16 protein-coding genes are annotated in these 19,110 nt (G+C 60.6%); 10 read left to right on the forward strand and 6 right to left on the reverse strand.

Annotated features, from left to right (window positions below; translation table 11 throughout):
• The 6 genes from ACE04F_RS23700 (at position 1) to ACE04F_RS23725 (ending at position 9,805) form a co-directional block, all read left to right on the forward strand.
• Complete coding sequence (locus ACE04F_RS23700; RefSeq protein ID WP_486110195.1) at positions 1–390, forward strand: phage holin family protein; 390 nt, start codon at positions 1–3, stop codon at positions 388–390.
• Positions 387–722, forward strand: a complete 336-nt coding sequence (locus ACE04F_RS23705) for a hypothetical protein (protein WP_486110150.1) — start codon at positions 387–389, stop codon at positions 720–722. Before ACE04F_RS23700 ends, ACE04F_RS23705 begins: the two co-directional genes overlap by 4 nt.
• Before the next feature lie 157 nt (positions 723–879).
• Complete coding sequence (locus ACE04F_RS23710) at positions 880–2,208, forward strand: deoxyguanosinetriphosphate triphosphohydrolase (RefSeq protein WP_486110151.1); 1,329 nt, start codon at positions 880–882, stop codon at positions 2,206–2,208.
• 312 nt (positions 2,209–2,520) lie between these two features.
• Positions 2,521–3,147 (forward strand): response regulator, encoded by a 627-nt coding sequence (locus ACE04F_RS23715; protein ID WP_486110152.1) that lies wholly within the window; start codon positions 2,521–2,523, stop codon positions 3,145–3,147.
• A gap of 11 nt (positions 3,148–3,158) precedes the next feature.
• A complete protein-coding gene (locus tag ACE04F_RS23720; RefSeq protein ID WP_486110153.1) occupies positions 3,159–6,779 on the forward strand; it encodes a transporter substrate-binding domain-containing protein in 3,621 nt (1,206 codons plus the stop codon).
• Between the two features lie 77 nt (positions 6,780–6,856).
• Positions 6,857–9,805, forward strand: a complete 2,949-nt coding sequence (locus tag ACE04F_RS23725) for an HD domain-containing phosphohydrolase (protein WP_486110154.1) — start codon at positions 6,857–6,859, stop codon at positions 9,803–9,805.
• On the opposite strand, the gene ACE04F_RS23730 is transcribed toward ACE04F_RS23725, so the two are convergent.
• Together ACE04F_RS23730 and ACE04F_RS23735 are read right to left on the reverse strand one after the other, a co-directional pair.
• Positions 9,806–10,288: a GAF domain-containing protein gene (locus tag ACE04F_RS23730; RefSeq protein WP_486110155.1), complete on the reverse strand. Its 483-nt coding sequence runs from the start codon at positions 10,286–10,288 to the stop codon at positions 9,806–9,808.
• Positions 10,285–11,175 carry an ATP-binding protein gene (locus ACE04F_RS23735; protein ID WP_486110156.1) on the reverse strand — a complete coding sequence of 297 codons (891 nt, stop codon included), beginning with the start codon at positions 11,173–11,175 and terminating at the stop codon, positions 10,285–10,287. The genes ACE04F_RS23730 and ACE04F_RS23735 overlap by 4 nt, the downstream gene beginning before the upstream one ends.
• A 162-nt stretch (positions 11,176–11,337) precedes the next feature.
• Between ACE04F_RS23735 and ACE04F_RS23740 the strand changes: the two genes are divergently transcribed.
• Positions 11,338–13,659 carry a hybrid sensor histidine kinase/response regulator gene (locus tag ACE04F_RS23740; protein ID WP_486110157.1) on the forward strand — a complete coding sequence of 774 codons (2,322 nt, stop codon included), beginning with the start codon at positions 11,338–11,340 and terminating at the stop codon, positions 13,657–13,659.
• Here the strand turns inward: ACE04F_RS23740 and ACE04F_RS23745 are convergent.
• From ACE04F_RS23745 to msrB, 3 genes are all read right to left on the reverse strand, one after another.
• Entirely contained in the window at positions 13,643–14,104 is a 462-nt protein-coding gene (locus ACE04F_RS23745) for a MarR family winged helix-turn-helix transcriptional regulator (protein ID WP_486110158.1), read from the reverse strand. The two genes, ACE04F_RS23740 and ACE04F_RS23745, sit on opposite strands and share 17 nt — an antisense overlap.
• Complete coding sequence (locus ACE04F_RS23750) at positions 14,101–14,586, reverse strand: glutathione peroxidase (RefSeq protein WP_486110159.1); 486 nt, start codon at positions 14,584–14,586, stop codon at positions 14,101–14,103. Before ACE04F_RS23750 ends, ACE04F_RS23745 begins: the two co-directional genes overlap by 4 nt.
• A 242-nt stretch (positions 14,587–14,828) precedes the next feature.
• Positions 14,829–15,221: a peptide-methionine (R)-S-oxide reductase MsrB gene (msrB, locus tag ACE04F_RS23755; protein ID WP_486110160.1), complete on the reverse strand. Its 393-nt coding sequence runs from the start codon at positions 15,219–15,221 to the stop codon at positions 14,829–14,831.
• A 220-nt stretch (positions 15,222–15,441) separates the two neighbouring features.
• Between msrB and ACE04F_RS23760 the strand changes: the two genes are divergently transcribed.
• Positions 15,442–16,653, forward strand: coding sequence for a pyridoxal phosphate-dependent aminotransferase (locus ACE04F_RS23760; RefSeq protein ID WP_486110161.1), 1,212 nt, complete (start codon positions 15,442–15,444; stop codon positions 16,651–16,653).
• A gap of 298 nt (positions 16,654–16,951) precedes the next feature.
• Positions 16,952–17,839, forward strand: a complete 888-nt coding sequence (htpX, locus tag ACE04F_RS23765) for a protease HtpX (protein ID WP_486110162.1) — start codon at positions 16,952–16,954, stop codon at positions 17,837–17,839.
• A gap of 51 nt (positions 17,840–17,890) precedes the next feature.
• Here htpX and ACE04F_RS23770 read toward each other — a convergent pair whose 3' ends face one another.
• Complete coding sequence (locus ACE04F_RS23770) at positions 17,891–18,595, reverse strand: thiopurine S-methyltransferase (protein WP_486110163.1); 705 nt, start codon at positions 18,593–18,595, stop codon at positions 17,891–17,893.
• Positions 18,596–18,700: 105 nt separating this feature from the next.
• Between ACE04F_RS23770 and ACE04F_RS23775 the strand changes: the two genes are divergently transcribed.
• Positions 18,701–19,110 (forward strand): DODA-type extradiol aromatic ring-opening family dioxygenase (locus tag ACE04F_RS23775; RefSeq protein WP_486110164.1); only part of this gene is annotated, 410 nt, incomplete at its 3' end.

The following is a 19,110-nucleotide window of genomic DNA, read 5'->3' on the forward strand; positions in this document are numbered from 1 at the left end:
ATGGGTATCGACGAATCCGGCTCGCCCGAATCGGGCACTAAGCCTACCGCGCGACGCCTGGGCGCGGCAGTCCTCGGCTTGCTGCACAGCCATGTAGAACTGTTCGGCATCGAATTGCAGGAACAGAAGGCCCGCACCGTCAGCCTGTTGTTGTTCGCCGGACTTGCGCTGGTGTTCGGTTTGCTACTGCTGGTCGGGCTGTCCGCGCTGGTGCTGATCCTGGTGTGGGATACCTATCGCCTGGCGGGAATCATTGGTCTCTGCCTGTTCTATCTGCTGGCTGCGTTGTTCTGCGGGCTTCGGCTCAAGGCAGCGATCTACGATGAATCCTCGCCTTTCCACGCTACCCTCGAAGAACTCGCCAACGACCGGGAGCGCCTGTTGCCATGAGCCGGCCCGATATTCCTCAAGCCCGCACCCGACAGGAGATGCGCAAGGCGCTGGTACGCCTGCGCATGGAAATGCACCGCCAGGAAATTCGCCAGGAAACCCGGCAATTGCTGCACCCACTGCAACGGGTGCGCGGCTTCACGCAAAGCTGGCATGAGGGCTTCGGCCTGAAACATGCGTCACTCTGGGGCGTGGCCGCGGTGTCGTTGCTTGGCTTCCTCGGTGGCAAGCGGACCCGGAGCGGGCGATCAGGTGGCTTCTCGCGACTGATCCGGTTGGCAACAGCGCTGCTGCCGCTGATCAAGCTGGCCAAGACTGCACGCAAACCCTGACGGCCGCGGGGCGACCCTGAACGGGCCTTTCCATTGGAACGGCCCGCTTTATCGTTCGCGCAACACCCAGGTACACCAGGTCGAGACCCGCAGGCCTTGCAGGACGCGTCCCGAACCGGGAAGCTAGGGCATCGACTCATCAAACGGAGCAACCGGCTTGGATTGGCACACCCTGCTGACTCGCGAACGCCTGGGCAAGCCCTTGCACAGTCCAGAAGAACTGGGCCGCAGCCCTTTTCATAAAGACCACGACCGCATCATCTTTTCCGGCGCGTTCCGTCGCCTCGGACGCAAGACCCAGGTGCATCCGGTCTCCAGCAACGATCATATCCACACGCGCCTCACCCACTCGCTGGAAGTGAGCTGCGTTGGGCGCTCCCTGGGCATGCGCGTGGGAGAAACGATCCGCAGCGCCCTGCCTGACTGGTGCGAACCCAGCGACCTGGGCATGGTGGTGCAATCGGCCTGCCTGGCCCACGATATCGGCAACCCGCCGTTCGGTCATTCCGGCGAAGACGCCATCCGCTACTGGTTTCAACAGGCGGCGGGACGTGGCTGGCTTGACGCCATGAGCGAGGCCGAGCGCAACGACTTTCTCAATTTCGAGGGTAATGCCCAAGGGTTCCGGGTCCTCACGCAACTCGAATACCATCAGTTTGACGGCGGCACCCGCCTGACCTACGCAACGCTAGGGACTTACCTGAAATATCCCTGGACCGCACGCCATGCTGACTCGCTGGGCTATAAGAAGCACAAGTTCGGCTGCTATCAGAGCGAGCTGCCGTTGCTTGAGCAAATCGCCCACAAACTGGGTTTGCCGCAAATCGAGGACCAACGCTGGGCTAGGCATCCGCTGGTCTACCTGATGGAGGCGGCCGACGACATCTGCTACGCGTTGATTGACCTCGAAGACGGTGTGGAAATGGAGCTGCTGGAATACCCGCAGGTGGAATCGCTGCTACTGGATCTGGTCGGCGATGACCTGCCGGAAACTTATCGCCAGCTCGGCCCTCTGGATTCCCGGCGGCGCAAACTGGCGATCCTGCGCGGCAAGGCCATCGAACACCTGACCAACGCCGCCGCCCGGGCGTTCGTCGAGCAGCAGGAGGCGTTGCTGGCCGGGACCCTGCAAGGAGACCTGGTGGAACATATGCACGGTCCGGCCAAACGCTGCGTCTTGAACGCCAAGGACATGGCCCGTAAGAAAATATTTCAGGACAAGCGCAAGACCCTGCATGAAATCGGTGCCTACACCACGCTGGAAATCCTCCTCAACGGGTTTTGTGGTGCGGCCCTGGAACAGCATGGTGGCCGTACGCCCTCGTTCAAGAATCGGCGCATCCTCGACCTGCTGGGTAACAACGCCCCCGATCCTGACGGCTCCTTGCACGGTGCGTTCCTGCGAATGATCGATTTCATCGCCGGCATGACCGACAGCTATGCCAGCGAAATGGCGCAGGAAATGACCGGTCGCACTCGTCAATGAGCTCAGTGCCGCCGTTTTCGGCGGCTCATTCAATACAAATAACCATACTTTCTCAGGCTCTAAAATCCATGAGCGAAGACGCTGCTGGCGAATTACTCTTTCCTGATCAACATATAAACATCCAGTCGTGAACAGAATATAAAAATCCCTCGTCCCACTCCGCGCCCCTACCAACGCCCTAAATACTTCGTAGTACTTTGCTTCTTTTTTTGTAGGAAACTTCCGAAATTTGGAATGTAGCCCTGTCTCCTCGTACGACCCTGACTTAACTGGGCTAAGGTGCGCGCTTTATTCAGTTCGCAGGGATTTATCATGAACTCCGTTTTCATTGTCGACGATCATCCGGTCATCCGCCTCGCCGTTCGAATGCTGCTGGAGCATGAAGGTTATAAAGTTGTGGGAGAAACCGACAACGGCGTCGACGCGATGCAAATGGTGCGTGAATGCATGCCGGACCTGGTCATCCTGGATATCAGCATTCCCAAGCTTGACGGGCTGGAAATTCTCTCACGCTTCAACGCAATGACCGCCCCGATCAAAACGCTGGTGCTGACAGCGCAATCACCGACGCTGTTTGGTATCCGCTGCATGCAATCCGGTGCCTCCGGCTATGTTTGTAAACAGGAAGACCTCAGCGAACTGATCAGTGCAATAAAGGCCGTACTGTCCGGCTATAACTATTTCCCGAGTCAGGCACTGGCGCCCCCGCGTCATGATGACCCACGCAGTATCGAACTGGACCTTTTCAAAAGCGTCAATGATCGAGAGTTGATGGTACTGCAACTTTTCGCCCAGGGCCGTACCAACAAAGACATAGCCAAAGGCATGTTTCTTAGCAATAAAACCGTCAGCACCTATAAAAAACGCCTGATGCAGAAACTCAAGGTCAAGTCCCTGGTAGACCTGATCGAGATGGCCAAGCGCAACGCACTGGTTTGAGAAACAACAGCATGTTCAGATGTCTACGCGAATTTCTTCTGCTGTTATGCGCAGGACTCTATGCCGCAACGCTTATAGCCGCTCCGCAGACGCCCGAGCGTTATACGCTGCTGAGCAGGACGACGGTGGATCCCCTGCAGATCAGACTAGACGCTCCTCAGCGCGCCTGGCTGCAAGATCGTCAGGAATTGCTCCTGGGGACATCCGCGCCGGATTACCCACCCTTCGACCTTTCCACCAGCGGCCGCGACTATGAAGGCATGACGGCCGATTACGCGGGCCTCATTGCTCAGGCAACCGGCTTGCCAATCAAGGTGCTGCGTTTCAGTTCGCGTGGCGAAGCCATTGCCGCCCTCGAGAGCGGGAAAATCGACTTGCTCGGCAGCGCCAACGGTTTCGAGGCCAGCAATCCGGACATCGCCCTGTCGAAACCCTATGCAGTGGACCAGCCCGTCCTCGTTACCCGGACGAGCGACAGCCCATCCCTGACCGAAGATCTTGAAGGGCTGCGGCTGAGCATGGCCTATCACTACCTGCCGCTGGACGAAATCAAAAAACTCTATCCCAAGGCGCAGATCACTACCTATACGTCCTACCAGAACGCCATCAACGCCGTCGCCTTCGGCCAGGCCGACGTATTTCTGGGCGACACCGTTTCCACCCACTATCTGATCAGCAAGGGTTACTTGAGCAACATTCGCATGGCCAGCTTCGGAAAACACGAAACCTACGGTTTCAGTTTCGCGGTCCGTCGAAATGATTCCCGGCTGCTGGAGATCATAAACGCCACCCTGAGCCAGCTCCCCGTCGCGGAGCAGACCGCGATAGCCAAACGCTGGAGTGCGGGCAGCGACCTGTACCTTACCGATCAACGGATACAACTGACCGACCGCGAACAACGTTGGCTGACGAAGCATCCGGTGGTGCGGGTGGCGGTAAACGAAACATTCGCGCCCTTTACGTTCTTCGATCCGGACGGTGATTTTCGCGGTATCAGCGCCGACCTGCTGGAGCTGATCAGACTGCGTACTGGCCTGCGCCTGGAAATCCAGCGACACCAGACTGACGGCGAAATGATTTCCGCAGTGGTAGACGGCGAGGCTGATATGGTCGCCGCACTCTTGCCCAGCAGCGAACGGCAACAGTCATTGAAGTTCAGCCGCCCCTACCTCGACAGCGCCTTTGTCCTGCTGAGCCGCAAACAGTCCGACACCCCGGCGACCCTCGACCAGCTCGCAGGCAAGCGCCTGGCAATCGCCGCAGGCAATCCCCTCATCAATTGGCTGCGCAGCGAATATCCGCACCTCCAACTGGTCGAGGCCGCCGACTCCCTGCGCGCCGTCGATATGCTCGCCCAGGGCGAGGCCGATGGCAGCATCAGTTCGCTGGTCATGGCCAATTATTTCCTGTCGTCCCACACGCTGCGCGACAAATTGCAGATCAGCAGCACCGTAGGCACCCGACAAGCGCTGTTCTCGCTGGCCAGCGCAACAAACGCGCCAGAGTTGAGCTCGATCCTGGACAAGGCCCTGGCCAGCATCGAACCCGCCGAACTGGGCGTCATCAACAATCGCTGGCAAGGCCATATCTCGGCAGCGGAACTTACCTGGCGCACCTATCATCGGGTGTTCCTGCAGTTCGTCGCAGCCGCCGGCCTGTTATTGCTGCTGTCCCTGGCGTGGAATGCCTACATGCGACGGCAGATCAGGCAACGCCAGAAGGCGGAGCTGGCGCTCAATGACCAGCTGGAATTCATGCACGCCCTGCTCAACGGCACCCCGCACCCGATCTACGTGAGGGACCGCAACGGGCTGTTGCAAAGCTGTAACGACAGTTACCTGGAAACCTTCGACACAACACGTGAAGAAGTGATCGGCAAGGACATTGCGCCGGGATCCATGAGCAATGCTTTCGAAGCACAGGAATATCGGGCGGACTACCAGCGTGTCATGGCCGAAGGCACCGCCTTGGTCACCGACCGGCCGCTGCACATTGGCGCTCGCAAGCTGACGATCTACCACTGGATCCTCCCCTACCGTAACGCCGCGGGACAGGTGCAAGGCATCATCGGTGGCTGGATTGACATCAGTGAACGGCGCCAGCTTGTCGAGGAACTGCACGCCGCCAAGGAACAGGCCGACGCCGCCAATCGGGCGAAAAGCACCTTCCTGGCGACCATGAGCCATGAAATCCGTACGCCTATGAACGCAGTGATAGGCATGCTGGAATTGGCGCTCAAGCATGCCGACAAGGGACAAGTCGATCGTTCGACAATAGCGGTCGCGTACGAATCGGCTTCGGGAATGCTGGAGCTGATTGGCGATATCCTGGACATTGCCCGCATCGAATCAGGCCGGCTGACCCTGGCCCCCGAACGAGTGAATGTCAGGGCCTTGCTGCATTCGGTGGTCCGCGTATTCGAGGGGCTGGCCCGGCAAAAGAACCTGCGGCTGTCGTTGCAAGTAGAGCCTGCCGATGACAACCCCGACGTCCTGATGGACCCGTCGCGATTCAAACAGGTGATCTCGAACCTGATCAGCAATGCCTTGAAATTCACCGAACACGGCGAGGTGAAGGTCCACGCCAGGCTTTCCCGAACCGCTCGCGAGAATACGCTGCGGCTGCGGATAGACGTCCGTGACAGCGGCATCGGCATCAGTCCGGCGGACATGCAGCGCCTGTTCGAACCGTTTGCCCAGGCCGACAACACCAGCCGGATGGCCCGCAAAGGCGCGGGCCTGGGCCTGGTAATCAGTCGCCAGTTGTGCCAGATGATGGGTGGTGAACTGTCCCTGGACAGCCAACCGGGCATTGGCACCCAGGCCTGCGTGACCCTGGAATTGACCATACTTTGCGCAACGACGATTGGCGTCCCGGCCGAGCCTGCGGTCGAAACGGCCACGGCTCGATTGAGCGTCCTGGTGGTGGACGATCATCCGGCCAATCGCTTGCTGATGACGCAGCAACTGGAATACCTCGGTCATCGTCACTGCCTCGCAAACGACGGCGTACAAGGACTCAAGGCTTGGCATGAGGGGGATTTCGACGTGATCGTCGCCGATTGCAACATGCCCATCATGAGCGGTTACGAGCTGGCCAGGACGATCCGTCGATACGAGGCCGAACATCAACTGGCGCCGTGCACCATCCTGGGCTTCACAGCCAATGCACAACCCGAGGAGAAGCAACGCTGCAAGGATGCCGGAATGGACGATTGCCTGTTCAAGCCGATCAACCTGAGCACCCTGAGCCAATGGATGAACACGATCAAACCCGCAAATCGCCCAGCCATGTTCAACGTCCAGAGCCTGCACATGCTCACCGGCGGCGACCCGATCTGCGTCCGACGGTTGCTGGCGGAACTGCTGAGCAGCAACCGTTCCGACCGCCAGGAATTGCTCGAAGCCGCCCGCGCCGGGGCTTCCCAGGCCCTTGCCGAAACAGCGCACAAAATAAAGGGCGTCGCCCGTATCGTGCAGGCAAATGTGCTGGTTGATTTGTGCGAAGCCCTGGAGATTGCTTGCCGTCAGGGGCACGCACGCGAGCGAATCGACGACTGTGCGAGAGCACTCCACCAGGCGATGACTGAACTGGAGCAGGCGCTGGAAACGGAGATCGCCAAGGCAGGATAATCCAGTGTTTACTATGCTGTTGGCTCAGCAGTGCGTATCAGGGGGCGATCTCCCCCCGAACACTTGGAGTGACGGATATGCCCAGCGCACCGCGTCCGGAAAAACGCCGGTTTCCCCTGCACGTCCATATCAGCGTGATGTTCACCCTGCTCCTGCTGCTGACTGGCGTCGTGCTTGGCGTTTTTAATTACCGGCAAACCACCCAGATCATCCTGTCCAGCAGCGAAAAGCTGTTCAATCGAATTGAACAGGACGTACGCCTGGACCTGTACGACACCTACGAACCAATCCGTCATTTGCTCGGCCTGCTGGCCGATTACCCGGCGACGCGTGCGCCTGGGATGGCGCAACGCCTGGACCTGCTTGCGCCCTTCAGCCAGGCGCTGCGGGACAACCCGAACCTGGCGTCGCTGTACCTGGGCGACAACAATGGCGACTTCCTGATGGTCCGGCCGTTGCGCACCGATGCCTTGAGGGCCGCGATGAAGGCTCCGGTCGGCGCGCTGTACCAGGTCTGGACCGTGGAGCGCGCCGGCGGCGAAGGCCAGGTTCGCTCGCAATCGCTGTTCTATGACCGGGACCTGAACCTTCTCAGCCGCCTGCAACAGCCTGACGAAACCTACGATCCGCGCAGCCGGGGCTGGTTCCGTAGCGCCTTGAGCAGCCCTGAACAGATCACCACCGAACCCTACGTGTTCTTTTCCACCCGAAACATCGGCACCACCCTTGCGCGGCGCAGCGGCGGGCAGGCCGTCATCGGCGCTGACCTGACCCTGGCCGCCCTGTCCCAGACGTTGGCAAAGCACAAGGTGAGCGCCGGCACCGAAATTGTCCTGATCGATCCCCAAGGCAACGCGGTAGGCTATCCGGACAGCCGCCGGCTGATCGCCGACGCGCAGTCGTCCCGGTTGATCAAGGCGCGTGACCTCGCCCCGGCCATCGCCGCTGCGCTCGATGACAACAGCGACACGCCGCGCCTGGAAGCGGCCGGACGCCAATGGATAGTTTCCCGCAGCCACATGCAGGAGGGCGGGCCGCAGGGTCTGGAGTTGGCCTTGCTGGTGCCGGAGGACGAATTGCTCGCCGATGCCTATCGCCTGCGCTGGCAAGGCGCGCTGATTACCCTGGCGACATTGCTGCTATGCCTGCCCCTCGGCTGGCTGACCTCGCGGATCCTGGTCAAGCCCTTGCGCGCACTGGTCAAGGAAGCCGATGCCATTCGCAGCTTTGACTTCAATTACCCGGTGTCCCGCCGTTCTCCGGTGCTGGAAGTCGATCAACTGGGCGTTTCGATGGCCCGCATGAAAGAAACCCTGGCGAGTTTTTTCGAGATCACGGCCAGCCTGCGCGCTGAAACCCGCTTTGCCCCGCTATTGGAACGGGTGTTGTTCGAGACGGTGAAAATCGGCCAGGCCCAGGCCGGCCTGATCTATCTGCGCGAACACGACGAGGAGCAAGTCAAACCCTACGGGCTGGTGATCGATGGGACACCTCGGGACCTGCAAACCTTCGCCCTGCGAGGCTACGCACTGAATGGCGCGGACAGCCCGCCGTGGTTACAGGAACTGGCCACTGCGGAAACCCTGGTGTCCTCGCTGGGCTTCGAGCAGGCTGCCGACCTGCGCAGTGTCCTACTGGAACTGGATGCCCCGCGCGTGCACCTGATCGGCATCCACCTGCGCAACCGCCACCAGGAAACCGTTGGCATATTGTTGCTGTTGATCACCGACAGCGGCACCGAAGCCGACCTGGAAAAACTCCAGCCGGACCGCATCGCTTTTCTCCAGGCCGTTTCCGGCACCGCGACGGTGAGCATCGAAAGCCAGCGCCTGCAAGCCAGGCAAAAGCAATTGCTGGACTCGTTCATCCAACTGCTCGCCGGGGCGATCGACGCCAAGAGCCCTTACACCGGCGGCCATTGCCAGCGGGTGCCGGCCCTGACGCTGATGCTTGCCCAGGCCGCGGCCGCCAGCCGGGCACCAGCGTTCGACGCCTATCGGCCAACGGAAGATGAATGGGAAGCGCTGCACATCGCTGCCTGGCTGCATGACTGCGGCAAGGTCACCACACCCGAGTATGTAGTGGACAAGGCCACCAAGCTGGAAACCCTGAACGACCGTATCCATGAAATCCGTACCCGCTTCGAGGTACTCAAGCGCGACGCCTGGATCGATTACTGGCAGGCCCTGGCAACGGGTGGCGAGTCGTCAGCCCTGGCCCGCCAGCGCGACGCGACATTGGCCGCCCTCGATGATGACTTTGCCTTTGTCGCACGCTGCAACCTGGGTTCCGAGGCCATGGCCGAGGCCGATCTGCAGCGTTTGCAACGCATCGCCCAGCGCACCTGGACGCGCACTCTCGATGATCGCCTGGGGGTTTCCTGGGAAGAAAACCGACGCCAGGCGCGCACGCCTCCACCGACGCTTCCGGTGACTGAATCGCTGCTGGCGGACAAACCCGAGCATTTGCTCGAGCGGCATGCAGCCGAGCTGATTCCGGCAGACAACCCATGGGGCTTCCAGCTCGATGTACCACACTGGAAATACAACCGCGGCGAACTCTACAACCTCAGCATCACGCGCGGCACACTGACCCGCGAAGAGCGCTACGTGATCAACCACCACATGGTGCAGACGATCCTGATGCTCAGTCAGTTGCCCTTCCCCAGCCACCTGGAAAACGTTGCGGAAATCGCCGGCGGCCATCACGAGAAAATGGATGGCAGCGGTTATCCGAAGCGACTCAAGCGCGAGCAGATGAGCCTGCCGGCTCGAATGATGGCGATTGCCGATATCTTCGAAGCGCTGACCGCAGCGGATCGCCCGTATAAAAAAGCCAAGAAGCTGAGCGAAGCCCTGGGCATCATGGCCACCATGTGCCGCGACGCCCACATCGATCCCGAGCTGTTCCAGCTGTTCATCGATGAGCGGATCTACTTGGGTTACGCCGAGGAATTCCTGGACCCGAGCCAGATCGATGAGATTGACCCGGGCAGCCTGCTGGTCAAGGCCGGGCTGATGGCGTGATCAGCAATCGGTCAGTCGCAGGAAGATGCTCGCCAGCTGCTCGATGCCGGCCTGGTCATGCTCGGTGAAACGCGCCAGTTTCGGACTGTCCAGGTCCAGCACGCCGATCAAACGTCCCTCCTTGACCAGCGGCACCACCAATTCACTGTTCGAGGCGCTGTCGCAGGCAATGTGCCCGGGGAACGCATGGACATCTTCGACACGCTGGGTCTGGCGAGTCGCCGCCGCCGTGCCACAGACACCGCGACCGAAGGGAATGCGCACACAGGCAATCTGACCCTGGAACGGCCCCAGTACCAGCTCCTCGTTGCGGTTGAGATAGAAACCGGCCCAGTTCAGATCCTCCAACTGACTGAACAGGAAAGCGGAGAACTGCGCGGCATTGGCGATGAAGTCGCGCTCATCGGCCAGCAACGATTGCAGCTGTGCCGACAACAGGCCGTAGCCTGCGAGGCCTTCACCGGTTTGGGTCAAATCGATCATGCCTTGTGCTCCAGGAGTTTGAGGCCCACCCAATAACGGGCAAATTGATAGGCGCAACGTCCGTTGCGGTTGCCCCGTCCGGTTGCCCAACGCACCGCCTGCACGTCCAATGCTTCGTCACGCTGCCAGTCGAGGCCGGCCTTGGCCGCCAGCTCGCCGATCCAATGCTCTACCACATCGAGGAAATGCTCCTGGGTAAACGGATAGAACGACAGCCACAACCCGAAGCGGTCGGACAAGGCGATCTTGTCTTCTACGGCTTCGCTGGGGTGCAGCTCGCCGTCGACCCGCTTCCAGTTCTCGTTGTCGCTTTCCTTTTCCGGTACCAGGTGGCGGCGGTTCGAGGTCGCGTACAGCAGCACATTGTCCGGCGCCTGCTCCAGGGAACCGTCGAGCACACTCTTGAGTACGCGGTAGTCGCCTTCGCCGGACTCGAACGACAGGTCATCGCAGAACAGCACGAAACGCTGGGGCAGTTTTGCCAACTGCTCGACTACCCGGGGCAGATCGGCCAGGTGGTCACGCTCGATCTCGATCAAGCGCAGGCCCTGCCCGGCATGTTCGGCCAGCAAGGCACGCACCAGCGACGACTTGCCGGTGCCGCGCGAGCCCCAGAGCAAAGCGTGGTTGGCCGGCATGCCATCAATGAACTGGCGAGTGTTGCGGCCCAGTTGTTCAACCTGACGGTCGACACCGATCAGGTCCGACAGGCGCATGTCGAGGCTAACCGCCAACGGCAGCAGGAAACCGCTGCGCCCGTCACGTTGCCAGCGGGCAGCCAGAGTCTGGCTCCAGTCGATGTCGGGCCGCGGGGCGGGCAAAAGGGGCTCGATACGGGCAAGCACCGCATCGGCGCGCTCAAGAAAAGCATTCAATCGGGCGTCCACGTCTTTTCCTCGGACAAGTTCACGGTAATGATGACGCTACAGCGACGAAACGACGAGGCCAGCGGCGGGTCTGTTTCAGACAACGCAACCGGCCGCACCGGTACTCGGAGATGATCAGCTATGCTTGACCGGCGAAGGGAAACGTAAGTGGTTCACCATCCCATGGACATCAGATTCACCCAACGGCTGTCATATAAACAGGCTCGACTGACCGTCCTGGTGGGTTTCGTGCTGGGCACCTTGCTGAGCCTGTTGCAGATCGGCATCGATTATGCCAGCGAAGACGCGTCGATCAACCGTGAAATCCTCTCGTTGCTCGAAATCAGCCATAACCCGGCCTCGCGCATCGCCTATAACATCGATGCCGAGCTGGCCCAGGAACTGGCCTTGGGCCTGTTGCGCTCGCCAGCCATCGTCGGCGCCGAACTGATCGACAACAACAATACGGTGCTGGCCAGCGTCAAGCGACCCGAGCTGCAAAGCAGTTACCGGTTTATCAGCGACTCCCTCTTTGGCGCCCAACGCCAGTTCGAGGATCGGCTCTACCTGAATCATCTGCCGGGCGAGTCCCTCGGCGTGCTGCGGCTGGATGTCGATACTTATGCGTTCGGCAGCCGTTTCCTGCGCCGGGCCGAGGTGACGCTGCTCAACGGTTTCGCCCGCAGCCTGATCCTGACCGGCCTGCTGCTGGCGTTGTTCTACGTCATGCTGACCAAACCTTTGGTGCGGGTCATCCGCGAACTCAGCAGCCGCGACCCGAGCAGCAGCGAACAGCGTCCGCTGGAATGTCCTTCCGGGCACCAACACGACGAAATCGGCGTGCTGGTATCGGTCGCCAACCAGCAGTTCGAGAACGTCTCCACTGAAATCCAGCAACGGCGGGCGGCGGAAAATCGTCTGACCGACTACCTGGCACAACTGGAAAATATCGTTTCGGCGCGCACGGCCGAGCTCAAGGCCATCAACGCGCGGCTCAGCCAGTCCAACGAGGAGCTGGATATCGCCCGGCGCACCGCCCTGGACATGGCTGACGCGCGCTCCGCGTTCCTGGCCAACATGAGCCATGAGATCCGCACACCTCTCAATGGCTTGCTCGGGATGATCGCCCTGTCGCTGGATGGCCCGTTGACGGCCGAACAACAGCAACAGCTGTCAATAGCGCATGACTCCGGCAAGGTATTGGTCGAGTTGCTCAACGACATTCTCGACCTGTCCAAATTCGACGCCGGGCAACTGGAACTCGAACGCATACCGTTCGACCTTGGCGCGCTGGTCGAAGACACCGCCAACCTGTTGTCGCAGAACGCGGCGCCAAGCGTCGAACTGGCGTGTCTGATCGACCCGCAGTTCCCGGCCCAGGTACTGGGCGACCCGACCCGCGTTCGCCAGATCGTCAGCAACCTGCTTTCCAACGCGTTGAAGTTCACCCGTTTCGGTCGGGTCGATGTGCGATTGAGTCACTATGAAGGCGGCGTGCGGATCGAGGTCTGGGACACCGGCATCGGCATTCCCCAGGAAGACCAGGCGCGGATTCTCCAACCGTTCACCCAGGCCGGCGCGGGCATTACCCGCCAGTTCGGCGGCACCGGACTGGGCCTGGCCCTGACCTACAACCTCTGCGAAGCGATGCAGGGCCGGTTGACGATCAGTTCTGAGGCGGGCTTCGGCAGCCAGTTCTGCGCCGACCTGCCGCTGCCCGCCCACAGCCCGGCCGCGCCCGTCGAGACCTTGCGGGGTAATGTGGTCGCCATCACCACCGCCAATAGCGGGCTGGCCGAATTGCTGGGCATGTTGCTGCCGGTCTGGGGACTGGATTACATACAGCGCACCGTGGACGATGGGCTGTTGGGGCTTAAGCCGGACATCCTGATTACCGATTGCCCGGAATGCCTGTTCAATTTGCGTCCGACCTTCGACGCGCCGATCCTGCTGGTCACCGCCTACGGCAGTTTCATGCCCAGTGAAGAAGCCGCCGCCCTCGCACCTTTGCTGCAGCAGGCCCGACCGCTGGCGCGCCACGCGCTTTACCAGATCCTGCGCCGGGCCCTGCAAAGCGAGGCGACGACCATCAACAACGCCCAGGTCGAAGCGCTGGCGCCTTCGCGGCGTGGCCGGGTGTTGCTGGTGGAAGACAACCCCGTCAACCAACTGGTGGCCAAGGGCATGCTGGTCAAGCTGGGCTGTGAGGTGGTGGTCGCGGCCCATGGCGCAGAAGCCCTGGACCAGCTCGAACAACAAGCGTTCGACCTGGTCCTGATGGACTGCAACATGCCGGTCATGGATGGTTACGAAGCCAGCCGGCAGATTCGCCGCAGTGGCCGCTGGCCGGACCTGCCGATCGTCGCGCTGACGGCCAACGCGATGCCCGAGGAGCGCGAGCGCTGCCGGGCCGCCGGCATGAGCGATTACCTGTCCAAGCCGTTCCGTCGCGAGGAACTGGCGGCGTTGCTGGACCAGTGGGTGCCGACTACGTCAGCCCTTTGATCTGCTTGAGCAAGTGATCCAGGTTATCGCGCAACGCCCCCACACGATCCAGATCGATCCCGCTGTCGCACAGCAGGCGCGCCTTGAGCGGGCCGACCTGCTCGCGCAAGGCGCGGCCCGCATCCGACAGGCTCAAATGCACCTCTCGCTCATCCTGGACCGAACGTTGGCGGCGGATCAGGCTCAGTTGCTCCAGGCGCTTGAGCAACGGCGTCAGCGTGCCGGAATCCAGCAGCAAACGTTCTCCAAGCGCCTTGACCGTGGGCTGCTCCGGGGTGTTGTCCTGCCATTCCCACAGCACCAGCATCGCCAGGTACTGCGGATAGGTCAGGCCAAGCTGATCGAGCATCGGCTTGTAGCCACGAATCACCGCTCGTGATGCGGCGTACAGCTTGAAGCACAACTGGCCGTCAAGCTTCAGCGAATCGACTGACAGCTCGCTCATTTGAGCAGGGCTTCGATCTCGCCGGTGAGATCCTCGGGCTTGGTGGTCGGGGCGAAGCGCTTGACCACCTGACCGTCCTGGCCAATCAGGAACTTGGTGAAATTCCACTTGATGCCCTTGGACCCGAGCACACCGGGCGCCCGCTGCTTGAGCTGGACGAATAACGGGTGGGCGTTGGCCCCGTTGACATCGATCTTTTTGAACAGCGGAAAACTCACGCCGAAGTTGAGCTCGCAAAACTCCGAGATCGCCCCTTCGTTGCCCGGCTCCTGCTTGCCAAACTGGTTGCAAGGAAAGCCCAGCACCACCAGGCCCTGGTTTTTGTAGGATTGCCACAAAGCCTCAAGGCCTTTGTACTGCGGGGTGAAGCCGCATTGGCTGGCGGTGTTGACCACCAGCACCGCCTTGCCGGCGAAATCGGCGAGCGTCTTCTGCTCGCCCTTGATGGTGGTGCAGGGAATGCTAAGCAGATTCTCGGTCATGGCGCGGTTCCAGAGGAAAGTTGGATGCCGAAGATAGCGAGCAATTAAATTGTGTGCAATTTAATTATCGTTTATGCGGACCCAATGCTCCCGTGGGGGGGGGGGTTGGTGGGGGTGGGGCGCAGCCGTCGTAAAACCGCCTGGCACGATCTGCCTGAACAAACTGCGCCAGATTGTTTGGGGCGGCTGCGCCGCCCGGCGGGAGCAAGCTCCCTCGCCACGGGGATCGTGGTGAACAGTCCCTACCGGGGGACCAGATCCAGGCACACCGAGTTGATGCAGTACCGCAAACCGGTGGGCGGTGGGCCGTCGGGGAAGACATGGCCCAGATGCGCCTCGCACTTGGCGCAGACCACCTCGGTGCGGATCATGCCGTGGCTGACATCCCGCACCTCCACCACCGCGCTGCCTTCGATCGGCGCGTAGAAACTCGGCCAGCCGCAGCCGGAATCGAATTTGGTCGTCGAATCGAACAACGGCTCGTTGCAGCAGATGCAGTGATACACACCGTCAGTCTTGGTGGCGTTGTATTTACCGGAGAACGGCCGCTCGGTGCCCTTCAACCGACAGACGTTGTACTGCTCCGGGTCGAGCATGGCGCGCCATTCTTCAAGGGTTTTCTCCAGCTTTTCCATCGTCCTACCTCGGCAATTGAAAAAGCCCGATCCGACGCTTTTCCGCAGATCGGGCGGCACGTATGATTGCGCCTCGTCAGGCGCCAGTCTGGCAGTCACGTCATGCGCATTCAAATGGATTGTGGCGCCTCTACCGCGTCCGGCCCGGGCACAGACGCAGGATTCCCAGTACGGTAGTTCATACGCCGCCTGGATCGTTCATTTTCGGGAACACATCGCCATGCAGGTCAGCAAATCGAACAAGCTCGCCAACGTCTGCTACGACATTCGCGGCCCGGTGCTCAAGCACGCCAAACGCCTGGAAGAGGAAGGCCATCGCATCCTCAAGCTGAACATCGGCAACCCGGCGCCCTTTGGTTTCGAAGCCCCCGATGAAATTCTCCAGGACGTCATCCGCAACCTGCCGACTGCGCAAGGCTATAGCGACTCCAAGGGCCTGTTCAGTGCGCGCAAGGCGGTGATGCAGTATTACCAGCAGAAGCAGGTCGAAGGCATCGGTATCGAGGACATCTACCTGGGCAACGGCGTGTCCGAGCTGATCGTGATGTCGATGCAGGCCTTGCTCAACAACGGCGACGAAGTGTTGGTGCCGGCGCCGGATTACCCGCTGTGGACCGCCGCCGTCAGCCTGTCCGGTGGCAACCCGGTGCATTACCTGTGCGACGAGCAGGCCAACTGGTTCCCTGACCTGGCGGACATCAAGGCCAAGATCACCCCGAACACCAAGGCCCTGGTGATCATCAACCCGAACAACCCGACCGGCGCGGTGTATTCCCGCGAAGTGCTGCTGGGCATGCTCGAACTGGCCCGCCAGCATAACCTTGTGGTGTTCTCCGACGAGATCTACGACAAGATCCTCTACGACGACGCCGTGCACGTCTGCACCGCCTCCCTGGCGCCGGACCTGCTGTGTCTGACCTTCAACGGCCTGTCCAAGTCCTATCGTGTCGCCGGCTTCCGCTCCGGCTGGATCGCCATCTCCGGTCCCAAGCACCACGCCCAGAGCTACATCGAAGGCATCGACATGCTGGCCAATATGCGTTTGTGCGCCAACGTGCCGAGCCAGCATGCGATCCAGACGGCACTGGGCGGCTACCAGAGCATCAACGATCTGGTCCTGCCTCAGGGCCGTTTGCTGGAACAGCGCAATCGCACCTGGGAGTTGCTCAACGACATCCCCGGCGTCAGCTGCGTCAAGCCGATGGGTGCGCTGTATGCCTTCCCGCGAATCGACCCGAAGGTCTGCCCGATCCATAACGACGAGAAATTCGTACTCGACCTGCTGCTGTCGGAGAAATTGCTGGTCGTCCAGGGCACGGCATTCAACTGGCCATGGCCGGACCATTTCCGCGTCGTGACCTTGCCGCGGGTTGACGATCTCGACCAAGCCATTGGCCGTATCGGCAATTTCCTCAGATCCTACCGGCAATGATCCAGACAGGGTGCGGGGCGTTTGCCTCGCACCCTGTCTGATTCAGCAACATATCCTTTTTTCTGTCTCCGCAGGTTTCTGGCGCGAGGGCTCGCTGTCCAATGGACGACGAGACGCAACGCTCACGGGGTGCAGCGGCCGTATTTCTTTTCCGCGGCAACTTTCAGAAAAGTCTTTCAAACAATGAGGACTGCTGTAGGACACAGTTTGAAATAGAAGGCGAGTTGAATAGCCTGCGGCAGCACCTTATATACCCCGCATAACGCTACATCTTTAGCATGAGGAGATTGCTACCACCATGATGCGCATCCTGCTGTTTTTGGCCACTAACCTGGCGGTCGTGCTGATTGCCAGCATCACCCTGAGCCTTTTCGGCTTCAACGGGTTCATGGCGGCCAACGGGGTTGATCTCAACCTCAATCAGCTGCTGATCTTCTGTGCGGTGTTCGGTTTTGCCGGTTCCCTCTTCTCGCTGTTCATCTCCAAGTGGATGGCGAAGATGAGCACCGGTACCCAGATCATCAGCCAGCCGCGCACTCGTCATGAACAATGGCTGCTGCAAACCGTCGAGCAGTTGTCCCGTGAAGCCGGGATCAAGATGCCGGAAGTCGGGATCTTCCCGGCATACGAAGCCAACGCCTTCGCCACCGGCTGGAACAAGAACGACGCCCTGGTCGCCGTCAGCCAAGGCCTGCTGGAACGGTTTTCGCCGGATGAAGTGAAGGCTGTGCTGGCCCACGAAATCGGCCACGTCGCCAACGGCGACATGGTCACTCTGGCGCTGATCCAAGGCGTGGTGAACACCTTCGTCATGTTCTTTGCCCGCATCATCGGCAACTTTGTCGACAAGGTGATTTTCAAGAACGAGGGAGGCCAGGGTATTGCCTACTACGTAGCGACCATCTTCGCCGAACTGGTACTGGGCATCCTCGCCAGCGCCATTGTCATGTGGTTCTCGCGCAAACGCGAGTTCCGCGCCGATGACGCCGGTGCGCGCCTGGCCGGCACCAGCGCCATGATTGGCGCCCTGCAGCGCCTGCGCGCCGAACAAGGGCTGCCAGTGCACATGCCCGACACCTTGAATGCCTTCGGCATCAACGGTGGCATCAAGCAGGGCCTGGCTCGCATGTTCATGAGCCACCCGCCGCTGGAAGAGCGAATCGACGCACTGCGTCGTCGCGGCTGACCGCCAACTGTTACAAGAAAGCCCGCAGCGATGCGGGCTTTTTTTTGCCGGTCATGTCAAAAGCGGCAGCGGGCCCGTTCGGGACGGGGTCATTGAACGCACCCCACGACTGGACACCAGATACACCCGCTCATCCAGCCGCGTCACGCCCGCCTGCAAGAACTTCCAACTCTCGCCCAGCACATCCTGCTCCTGCAGGACTTGCAATTGCCAAGCCCTGCCCAGCAATCGCTGCACCTCTTCATGTCCTACCGAAAACGGCGGCCCAGGCATCTCGTCCTGGTTGTAGTCCAGGGTAATCACCAGCCCGACGCAGTCCGGCATTATGTTCTGCAGATGGGTCGCATAACGCTCGCGCATCGGTGCAGGCAGGGCGATCAGTGCAGCGCGGTCATACAACGTCGCGCAATCCGCGACGTCCAAAGGCGTCAACGCAAAGACATCACCGCAGCGGATTTCGATGGCACCAGAACGAAATACCTTGAAGGCGCCCTCCTCACTCACGTTTGGCTCAAGCTGATGTTCCTGGAAAAAATCAGTGACGGCCTTTTCCGATAGCTCCACCCCCAGCACGGAAAAACCTTGTTGCGCCAACCACAGCAGATCCAACGTCTTGCCGCATAAGGGCACCAATACCCGAGTTTCTTCAGGCAATCCCAACTGGGGCCAGAAACGCTGCAAGTAAGGGTTCACTTCCGGCAGATGAAAGCCGATCTGATTGGTTGACCAACGCTGGTGCCAAAACTCGGGGTCCATGGGGATCGCTCCATAAATTCGATCAAAACAGGTTAAAACTTATATTAGATTCCGATCATTGACCTGACCGAAGATGAACACATCTTAACGCTCAGGAGCCCGTCCATGCTGCCCAGCCTGTTTATCTCCCATGGTTCACCGATGCTTGCCCTGGAACCCGGCGAGAGCGGCCCGGCCTTGACTCGCCTGGCCGCGCAAATGTCGAAGCCCAAGGCCATCGTGATTGTGTCCGCCCATTGGGAGAGCAATGAACTGCTGGTCAGCGCCAACCCGCGACCGCGAACGTGGCATGACTTCGGTGGCTTCCCGAAAGCCCTGTACGAAGTGCAATATCCGGCGCCAGGCGATCCCCAGCTGGCAACGCAGGTCGCCGACCTGCTAAACGCTGCGCAGTTGCCGGCGCGCCTGGAGACAGGGCGGCCTTCGGACCATGGCGTCTGGGTGCCGCTGTCGTTGATGTACCCCGAGGCCGACATTCCCGTGGTTCAGGTTTCCCTGCCCAGCCAGCGCGGCCC

Source organism: Pseudomonas sp. AGC41, assembly GCF_057334555.1.

Excerpts from the sequence above, each read along its gene's own strand:
- ACE04F_RS23700 (WP_486110195.1), top strand. The coding sequence starts at position 1 with ATGGGTATCGACGAATCCGGCTCGCCCGAATCGGGCACTAAGCCTACC.
- ACE04F_RS23705 (WP_486110150.1), top strand. The coding sequence starts at position 387 with ATGAGCCGGCCCGATATTCCTCAAGCCCGCACCCGACAGGAGATGCGC.
- ACE04F_RS23715 (WP_486110152.1), top strand. The coding sequence starts at position 2,521 with ATGAACTCCGTTTTCATTGTCGACGATCATCCGGTCATCCGCCTCGCC.
- ACE04F_RS23720 (WP_486110153.1), top strand. The coding sequence starts at position 3,159 with ATGTTCAGATGTCTACGCGAATTTCTTCTGCTGTTATGCGCAGGACTC.
- ACE04F_RS23725 (WP_486110154.1), top strand. The coding sequence starts at position 6,857 with ATGCCCAGCGCACCGCGTCCGGAAAAACGCCGGTTTCCCCTGCACGTC.
- ACE04F_RS23730 (WP_486110155.1), bottom strand. The coding sequence starts at position 10,288 with ATGATCGATTTGACCCAAACCGGTGAAGGCCTCGCAGGCTACGGCCTG.
- ACE04F_RS23740 (WP_486110157.1), top strand. The coding sequence starts at position 11,338 with ATGGACATCAGATTCACCCAACGGCTGTCATATAAACAGGCTCGACTG.
- ACE04F_RS23745 (WP_486110158.1), bottom strand. The coding sequence starts at position 14,104 with ATGAGCGAGCTGTCAGTCGATTCGCTGAAGCTTGACGGCCAGTTGTGC.
- ACE04F_RS23750 (WP_486110159.1), bottom strand. The coding sequence starts at position 14,586 with ATGACCGAGAATCTGCTTAGCATTCCCTGCACCACCATCAAGGGCGAG.
- msrB (WP_486110160.1), bottom strand. The coding sequence starts at position 15,221 with ATGGAAAAGCTGGAGAAAACCCTTGAAGAATGGCGCGCCATGCTCGAC.
- ACE04F_RS23760 (WP_486110161.1), top strand. The coding sequence starts at position 15,442 with ATGCAGGTCAGCAAATCGAACAAGCTCGCCAACGTCTGCTACGACATT.
- htpX (WP_486110162.1), top strand. The coding sequence starts at position 16,952 with ATGATGCGCATCCTGCTGTTTTTGGCCACTAACCTGGCGGTCGTGCTG.
- ACE04F_RS23770 (WP_486110163.1), bottom strand. The coding sequence starts at position 18,595 with ATGGACCCCGAGTTTTGGCACCAGCGTTGGTCAACCAATCAGATCGGC.